This window comes from Gluconacetobacter dulcium (genome assembly GCF_014174165.1).
Classification (GTDB): domain Bacteria; phylum Pseudomonadota; class Alphaproteobacteria; order Acetobacterales; family Acetobacteraceae; genus Gluconacetobacter; species Gluconacetobacter dulcium.
Genome location: NZ_JABEQN010000045.1, coordinates 1 through 8,304 on the forward strand (window position 1 = coordinate 1; position 8,304 = coordinate 8,304).

General features: G+C 61.6%; 6 protein-coding genes. 3 read left to right on the top strand and 3 right to left on the bottom strand.

The features are described 5' to 3' along the window. Nucleotides 1–349: 349 nt before the first annotated feature. Entirely contained in the window at nucleotides 350–1,369 is a 1,020-nt protein-coding gene (locus tag HLH25_RS19555) for a ParA family protein (RefSeq protein WP_220791926.1), read from the top strand. 386 nt (nucleotides 1,370–1,755) lie between these two features. On the opposite strand, the gene HLH25_RS19560 is transcribed toward HLH25_RS19555, so the two are convergent. From HLH25_RS19560 to HLH25_RS19570, 3 genes are all read right to left on the bottom strand, one after another. Continuing rightward, complete coding sequence (locus tag HLH25_RS19560) at nucleotides 1,756–3,039, bottom strand: MFS transporter (protein WP_182975685.1); 1,284 nt, start codon at nucleotides 3,037–3,039, stop codon at nucleotides 1,756–1,758. A 156-nt stretch (nucleotides 3,040–3,195) separates the two neighbouring features. Further along, nucleotides 3,196–4,626, bottom strand: a complete 1,431-nt coding sequence (locus HLH25_RS19565) for a carbohydrate porin (RefSeq protein ID WP_246402881.1) — start codon at nucleotides 4,624–4,626, stop codon at nucleotides 3,196–3,198. Between the two features lie 395 nt (nucleotides 4,627–5,021). Beyond that, nucleotides 5,022–5,969 (bottom strand): LysR family transcriptional regulator, encoded by a 948-nt coding sequence (locus tag HLH25_RS19570; RefSeq protein ID WP_182975682.1) that lies wholly within the window; start codon nucleotides 5,967–5,969, stop codon nucleotides 5,022–5,024. 107 nt (nucleotides 5,970–6,076) lie between these two features. On the opposite strand from HLH25_RS19570, the gene HLH25_RS19575 reads away from it, so the two are divergent. After that, complete coding sequence (locus HLH25_RS19575) at nucleotides 6,077–7,135, top strand: aromatic ring-hydroxylating oxygenase subunit alpha (RefSeq protein WP_182975683.1); 1,059 nt, start codon at nucleotides 6,077–6,079, stop codon at nucleotides 7,133–7,135. Nucleotides 7,136–7,210: 75 nt separating this feature from the next. Further along, on the top strand, nucleotides 7,211–8,155 hold the full coding sequence (locus HLH25_RS19580) for a LysR family transcriptional regulator (protein WP_182975684.1): 945 nt from the start codon (nucleotides 7,211–7,213) through the stop codon (nucleotides 8,153–8,155). Nucleotides 8,156–8,304: the final 149 nt, after the last annotated feature.

The window sequence follows — 8,304 nt, forward strand, 5'->3', positions numbered from 1 at the left end:
TGAGCAAAGGCGGAAGGGACCCATGCTCCCAAACGGGCTCCAGACCCTCGGGGGGGACGGGCTCCCTTCCGCTATACATCCTCGCACATCACCAACAGACAGGGGGGGGGGATTGCGGAAGGTCGACTTTTGGAACTCGTCCTCCACCAAGCTGACGTTTGCACGTAACTAATATGGATACCATCGAACAGGAGCATCCTTCGTTTGGGAATGCACGGAACATCGTGACCACAGCGAAAAGCATTCCCGCTTCCGAGAATTATTGCATCATATCTTGCGCAAACCGTCCAAAATGGACGTTGACTCGTCCAATTAAGACGCATATATGTCTCATCAAGACATGGAGACTATGATGCGATATGCTTTCTGGAACAATAAGGGCGGCACAGGGAAAACCAGCCTCTGTTTTCAGTCCATCTGCCGATATGCTGAGACACACCAAAACGAGCGTATCCTCGTCATTGACGCCTGCCCGCAGGCGAACCTCTCTGAACTTCTTCTTGGTGGCTTGACTGGCGGCGGCAGCCAGCAGCTTTTACTGATGCATGGCGCGGTCCCTCGCCGCAGCATTGGCGGCTACTTCCAGATACGATTACCTTCGCCTTACAATGCGCCCACCTTTCGTGCGCAAGATTTTATCACGACGCCGTCCAGCGTGAACGCCGCCGTGCCGACCAATGTTGATCTAGTATGCGGTGACCCGTTGCTCGAGCTGCAATCGAATGCGATCAACACGTTGTCGAACACGCAGATCCCCGGTACGGACACATGGATCGCAGTTGTCGATTGGCTCAACGACTTCCTTGCTCCTCTGCAAGGCATTTACGAAACCATCTTTATCGACTGCAATCCTAGCTTCTCGATTTATACGCAGATAGCTTTGGCAACTGCTGAACGATTGGTCCTGCCAGTTATGGCAGACGATTCGTCCCGACGAGCAGTCCAAAATGCCCTATCACTCGTCTACGGGTTGAGTTTACCTTCTCCGATTTATGCAACTTACGCGTTCAACACCAAGTTAATATCTGCAGGTCGCCAGCTTCCTCAAGTCCATCTAATCGCGAAGAACCGCATTACCCAGTACATGGGACCCGCCTCTGCCTATGCCGCAGTTCTTCAAGGTATTGATCATGACATCAATGCTTTAATCGGCACCCATCCGCAATACTTCACGTTCAGCAACGTGCAGCAAGGTACCGCCAACATAAGAGATTTTCAAACGACTGGTGTTGTTGCCTTCGCCAAAGGATTGCCGTTCTCCCTTCTTCGAGCAGGTAAGCAGACGATCAACAATCATCGCGTTCAGGTTAAGGAGGAATATCGCCAGCAGGTAATGGTGTCGGTCAACGCTATGGTCGCCAAACTTTGATCCATCTGGCGTTCCCATGTTCGATCCTAACCACGATAGGTTCGACCGCCGTCACCGCGATTGCGGATCTAGTGAACGCGACAGGTGCGTTCGTATTCTTTCGCCGAGATGTTTCCCTTGTTGTCAGATACGATCGTGAGGGGAGAGGGATAGCTCCGAAAACGCAGGCTGGGCGGGATGGGCCGTGCGCTGAGGCTCCCCTTCCCTGATTACAGCCGCGATTCCAACATCCGTCCCCGGTTGGTCTTTCCCGAAATTTTCTGTTGGACATGAGAAAACGGAACTGATGCGATTCAGCCAATGGCGGGTATCAGGGCACCTCGCCGATTATCTGAACGTCCGCAAAGACGGCGGAAGCCGACGTTTTTCCAAACGATTTTCGCTCCTTATTGAGTGGGGTGGTAGCGGCCGTATAGGCGGGCGTTGAGCAGTATCAGGGTCAGGACGACGAGGGCGGCGGTGCCGACCGTTAGCATCATCGCGGGGGCGAGGCTGGTGCCGAACCAGGAGGCGAGGCCGGTTTGCAGGAGGGCGTTGCTGGCGGCGATGAGGTTGCCGCACTGGTAGGCGAGGCCGGGGAAGGTGGCGCGGACCGAGGCGGGGGAGAGTTCGCTGAGATAGGCAGGGACGACGCCCCAGGCGCCCTGGATGCAGAACTGGACGCAGACGGCCCCGAAGGCGAGCCAGAAGGGGGAGTGGGACAAGGCCCACAAGGGCAGGCAGGGCAGGGTGAGGAGGGCGGCCAGGGCAATGCTGTATTGGCGGCTGATCTTCTGCGACAGCACGCCGAAGAACAGGCCGCCGGCGATGGCGGCGATGTTGTAAAGCACCACGATCAGCGTGATGGACGGGTGGGACAGGTGGCGTTCCAGGCCCAGGAAAACCTTGGGGTAGAGATCCTGCGAACCGTGGCTCATGAAATTGAAGGCGGCCATCAGGGTGATCGCGAAGACGCACAGGGCCGCATTGTTGCGGATGATGAACCATAGGCCTGGGGCTTTGGTGGTGCCGGCGCTGGTGCCCGTGCTCTGGTCGTGCTGGCGGCTCAGCCATTCGGGGCTTTCGGGGACGCGCAGCCAGATATAGACCGCCGCCAGCAAGGCGCTGCCGCCGAGGATGAACAGGCCGCGCCAGCCGATGAAGGGCAGCAGCAGGAAGACCAGCGACGCCAGCAGGTAGCCGCCGGGGTAGCCGGCCTGGAGGAGGCCCGAGGCGGTACCACGCCATGAGGGGGGAATGCTCTCCATGATCAGCGATGTGCCCACGCCCCATTCTCCGCCCAGCGCGATGCCGAAAAGGGTGCGCAGCAGCAGGAAGACGGCGAGGTTGGGAGCGAAGGCGGACAGGATCTCGATCGCGGAATAAACGACGATGGTGGTGATCATGACCGGCTTGCGCCCATACCGATCCGCCGCGTGGCCGCACAGGAAGGCGCCGATCGGGCGTGTGAGGAGCGTGAGCGTGGGCGCCAGCAGGAGGCTTTGCAGGGAGACGTGGAAACTGCGGGCGACATCGTCGAGCGTGAACAGCACGATGAAGAAATCGCAGGCATCCAGCAGCCAGGCCAGCAGTGAGGCCAGGACGACATGCCGGGCCGTCGCCACGTCGTAGGTCCGGGATTGCTCCGTTATCGTCGCTGGTGTCGCCCGTGTCGCTGGTGCGGCGGTCATGTCATTCATGCCTGTTTCCATCCCTTGCGCGCTTGTCTGTTCCGGATCGTTATGCCCGCCCGTCCGTAGTGAGCACCGGTGAGGCGAAGATGCGCTTAATTTTAATTTTATCTGCACCGATGATCATATTTTGGCGATTGCCGTCGGTGTGGCGGGTCAAAGATTGGCGATCAGCTTGATGCCGACCAGTGTTGCGTTGGGAATGACCGAGGTTTCGCCCGGACGCATCATGTATTCGAATTCGGGATAGAGGATCAGGCCCGGCAGCACGGGCATGCTGTAATAGGCCTCCAGCACCGCCGAATGGGTCTGCGGGCCCATGATGTACGGGCCGAGCGGCAGGCCCGCCGCCTGACGCAGTCGCTGGCCGTACGCCAGGCGGGGGCTCATCTGGTAATAGGAATACATCACGCCGAGCCGGTCGAAGGGGCGGCCGGGCAGGAGCCCGAGCAGCGAGGTGCCGAAATAGAATTCGTCGGCGAAGGTGGAGATGCTCGGCGTGCTGTGGATGTAGCCCGCCATCAGGTAGCCGCCGGACATCTGGCTCGTGCCGTGCGTGCGGTAGATCATCTGGTCCGCTTCGATATAGAATGTGTCGCGCGGCTTTTCGGCGTGCGGGTGGATCGCGTCCCGATACGCTGCCGGTACCGTGCCGATCATGTCCGGGTAGGGCGAGGTATCGTGTCCGTAGCCGAATTTGTAGTGGCCGACGAGTTTGCGCGGACCGAAGAACGGCTCCCAGGTCAGTTCCACCGGGGTCTGGATGCCGGTCGTGGTTTCGCTGGCCCACGCCCAGCCGGTATTGTCCTGGGGTTTTGGCCCGATCTTGTAGATGCCGGTGCGCAAGGTCAGGTCGCGCAGCGGGCGGAAGCGCAGCGTGCCGCCCCAGGATGTCTTGGGATAGACGCTCCAGCCCGGTGGTTCGCGGATCGCCATCGGGGCGGAGCAATGCATCATGAACGTACACAGCAGCGCCGAGGTGCCGTAGGTGTGGGTCAGCGCGATGCGGCCGATATTGATGTTGAGCCGGTCGCCAAGAAACGATTTTTCGGCGTACAGATCGGCCAGGCGTGCGGCGGCGGGGCCGTGGATGCTCCAGAGTTCGGTGAGCAGTACGTTGCGCTCGCCGACATGGTCCCAGCCGACCTGGCGGCCTTCGCGATTCATGACCAGTCCGTGGACGTACCATCCGGTCAGCCCCAGCAGCCGGCCCAGGTCGAACAGCATCGTCACGCGCAGGTCGTGGACATAATCCATGCCCCGCGACAGGCCGCCGTCGATGTTGGCCATGCCTTCAGCCTTGTAGATCATGTCGAAGGTGAAGCCGCGCCGGCTCAGCCATTGGCGCCAGGGGCGGGCCTGTGGAATCAGATTGCCCGATGACCGGTCGATTGCGAAATAATCGGCGCTTGGGTCGCCGGCGCGCAGGGCATCGGCATGTGGCGGCAGGAGGCCGGAGAGACTTTCTCCGTCGAAGAGAGGATTCAGCTTGTCCTCGGCGAGTGGGCGCTTCTGTTTCACCGTTGCGGTTGGCGCCGCCGGCTTGCCGGTGGCCGCGAGGCTGGTGTGTGCGGTGATGCAGGCCATGGCGATGAACAGCGCCAGGGCGATGATCGTCCAGTCATCGATCGGGACCCATGTGTCATACGGCCTGTTTCGGAAGGCGCGGGAAACCGGATGTCCTGCGCGCCGTTCATCTGCCGGGCGAGGAGGCATGTGACATGAGAAAGCCACCGCGAGAAGCATGGTATCGTTAGCCGATTCTTTGTTATTATTTCTTGGATAGGTTGAAGCATTGCCTCTGGCGTCATTCTCAGCATTCTCGTGCGGAGAGAACAATATGTTCCGCCATGAATATATATTATAGTTTATTTGTATATATTTCTGGAAATTCAGAAAATATTTGATGAGCCATTGGTTTAGAAGGCCGGGCCTGGCATGGTCCATCTGTTCGTGACGGGGGGCTTCACCAAGAGGTGACTTCAGTCTCTGGTGTTGTAACGAAAATTGGCGGTTTGCTCAGGCATGTTCGCCAGATCGGTCAGTGCGTGATCGAGCGTGTCGGCGACCAGCCGGGCGGCGGCGGAGAGATGCCGGCCGCGATCATGGACCAGTGACAGGGCCAGGGGAGGAACGGACGCATGGGCCAGCGGTGTGAAGCACAGCAGGCCGTGGGCGACTTCCTCCATCACATCCAGCGCGCTCAGCAGGCTGATGCCGGTGCCGGCGGCGACCAGCGATTTGATCAGTTGGACATTGTTGCTGGTCGTCGCCATGCGTGCGGTGACCGCGCAATCGGCTTCGAGGCGGGTGAAGATCGCCGCTATGGCGAGGGGGGCGGCAGGGATGATCGTCGGTTCGTCGGCGCAGGCGGAAAAGCGTACGGAGGCCAGGTGCGACAGCCCGTGTCCGGGCGGCGAGACGAACCCCAGCGGAAACGGCGCCGTGTTCCTGACATGCAGGCTGCGGATACCTGTGGGATCGAGCATCAGGGCCAGGTCGGCGCTGCCGTCATCCAGCAGGCCCGCGATTTCCGCATTGTCGTGAATGCGGAGATTCAGGACGATGGCGGGGTGGGTCTGCCGCAGCCGGGCAATGAGACCGGTCAGGAAGGAGCGCGTCAGCGCCTCCGGCGCCGCCAGGGTGACCTGGCCACGACGCAAGCCTTTGAGATCGTCGATCTGCCGGGCGACATCCGCGAAATCGCGGTGCCAGCGGCGGGCGTGGGCGTGCAGGATCTCGCCCGCCGCCGTCAGGCGCATGCCGGTGGGCAGACGTTCGAACAGGGGCGCGCCGAGTGCCTTCTCGCCTTGCAGGAGTTGCCGGTCGATCGCCGAGGCGGCGATGCGCAATTCCTCGGACGCGCGGCGGATCGAGCCGTGCCGGGCGACCGCCAGAAAATAGAGCAGAAAGCGCGAGAAAGCCGGCATGGCAAGGGTGCTCTGATTTTGCGAACGGGGAAGATGAAATTCTGATATATACGCGAATGAACCTGTCATGAAACCATGGGGACCGATCCGCATGTCAGGAGGCCCCCATGTCCGTCGTTTCCCAGAGCCCTGCGTCGGTCCCGGCCGGGAGAGCGTTGCCGCGTGACTGCACCTTCCTGCCCGAAGATTGGCGGCTGCTGGCACGCAACTGGTATCCGGTGGCGCTGGGGCGGGAACTGGGGAACGGGCCGCTGGGGGTGACGCTGCTGGATGCGCCGCTGGTTTTGTATCGGGCGGGCGAGGCCATCGTGGTGGCGGATAATCTGTGCCCACATCGCGGGGTGCCGCTGAGCATGGGCAAGGGCGACGGCCGGACCATCGCCTGTGCCTATCATGGGTTCGTTTTCGGTGCCGAGGGACGGTGCAGGCATGTTCCGGCCAATCCGGACAATAATATCCCGCCCCGGCTGCATCTGCGGACCTATCCGGCGGTCGAGCGCTACGGGTTGATCTGGACCTGTCTGGACCCCGAAGGCGAACCCGCCATTCCGCCGATGCCGCATTGGGACGAGGCGGCTTTCCAGCGGATCACCTGCCCCTGGATCGACATCGCGGGGTTTGCCGGACGGCAGGTGGAGGGGTTCATTGACGTGGCGCATTTCGCCTTCGTCCACACCGAAACCTTCGCCGATCCGAATAATGCGGTGGTGCCGCCTTATATGCCGACCCCGACGCCGACCGGCTTTGAGGCCGAGTATCGGAGCAGTGTCGGCAATTATCCGATCGGGGTGTCGGATCGGGGGCGGTCGGGGTTTGAGTGGCTGCGCCATTTCCGCGTGCATGTGCCCTTTACCGCCACGCTGGAGATTCATTTCCCCGATGAGGGGAGGCTGGTGATCATGAATGCGGCTTCGCCGGTTTCGGCGCGGAAGACGCGGATGTTCGCGCCGATCTGCCGCAATGTCGACCGGGATCTGCCGGTCGAGGATGTGTATGCGTTCAATCGCCGGGTCTTTGAGGAGGATCGTGCCATCGTCGAGGCCCAGAAGCCGGAGAACCTGCCGCTGGACCCCGCGCTGGAGGCACATGTGATGGCCGATCGCAGTTCCATCGCCTATCGGCGGGCGTTGCGGGCGCGGGGGTTCAGCCGTTTCTTTACGGCATGAGGGCGGCGGGGCTTGTCGGCGCCTGAGTCTTCGGCAAGGAGAACAGGCGGTTCCGTAACGTGAAGGAAGGGCGTCTTGTTCCTCCGGCAGTTGACCTATCTCGTGGCGCTTGATCGGTTTCGCCATTTTTCGCGCGCGGCGGAACATTGCGGCGTGTCGCAGCCCGCGCTTTCGGCGGCGATCCGGCAGCTGGAGCATGAACTGGGTGTGACCATCGTCCGCCGTCGGCAGCGGGTGCAGGGGCTGACGCCGGAGGGCGAGCGGGTGCTGGCCTGGGCGCGGCAGAGCCTCGCCGCGCTGGACGGGTTGCGGCAGGACGCCGGATTTGCCCATGAAGAGGCCGGAGGCAGTCTGGCCATCGGCATCATGCCGCCAGCCCAGCAACTGGCGCCGCTGCTGATGGAAAGCCTGCGGGCCGCGATACCGGCGCTGCATCTGGAACTGACCGTCGCCGCGCATGGCGACATCCTGCGGGGCCTGTCCGAACAGCGGTTTGGACTGGGGATCGTCTATCTCGACCAGTTGCCGGCCGGGGGGCCGTTCGAGGCGCATGAGCTTTACGTGGAGCAGCATGTGCTGGTGGGCGGACCGGGCATTGTGATGCCGGGGCGTGTGCGCTGTTCGTGGGGTGATGCGGCCGGGTTGCCGCTGTGCCTGCTGGATCGGTCGATGCGCAGCCGGCAGATCGTCGATCGCGGCTTCGCGGAGGCGGGTGTCGTGCCCGATGTGCGCTTCGAGACGAATGCGCTGGACCTTCTGCATGCGGAACTTCGGGCGGGGCGCCTGGCCTCGATCCTGCCGGTGGCGGCTTTGCCGCCGCGCACGGATGGTACCCCGCTTCAGATCCGGCGGCTCGATCCGTCGTTGATGCCGGCGGTCGGGCTGGTGCGGGTGCGGCAGCCGATGACCAGCGCATTGATGGCGCGGTGCTGGCATGTGGCGTCCGGTCTGGTGCTGACGGATGTGCTGACGATGGAGGAAAGGCGTTCTTTTTTGAAAAAAAGAACCAAAAAACTTTGATTCATTTGGGAGTTTTTTTGCTGGGGCGCGCGATGGCCCGGGCCTATCCTGAATTTCGTGTGTTTGGTGTGATGCTGGAGAAGGAGAAGCATCATGTCCCGACGCAAGAAGCCCGTGATCCCTGACGACGTACTGGACCAGGTTCTGGC

Coding starts and splice junctions, on each gene's coding strand:
- HLH25_RS19555 (WP_220791926.1), top strand. CDS start 350: ATGATGCGATATGCTTTCTGGAACAATAAGGGCGGCACAGGGAAAACC.
- HLH25_RS19560 (WP_182975685.1), bottom strand. CDS start 3,039: ATGACCGCCGCACCAGCGACACGGGCGACACCAGCGACGATAACGGAG.
- HLH25_RS19565 (WP_246402881.1), bottom strand. CDS start 4,626: ATGGCCTGCATCACCGCACACACCAGCCTCGCGGCCACCGGCAAGCCG.
- HLH25_RS19570 (WP_182975682.1), bottom strand. CDS start 5,969: ATGCCGGCTTTCTCGCGCTTTCTGCTCTATTTTCTGGCGGTCGCCCGG.
- HLH25_RS19575 (WP_182975683.1), top strand. CDS start 6,077: ATGTCCGTCGTTTCCCAGAGCCCTGCGTCGGTCCCGGCCGGGAGAGCG.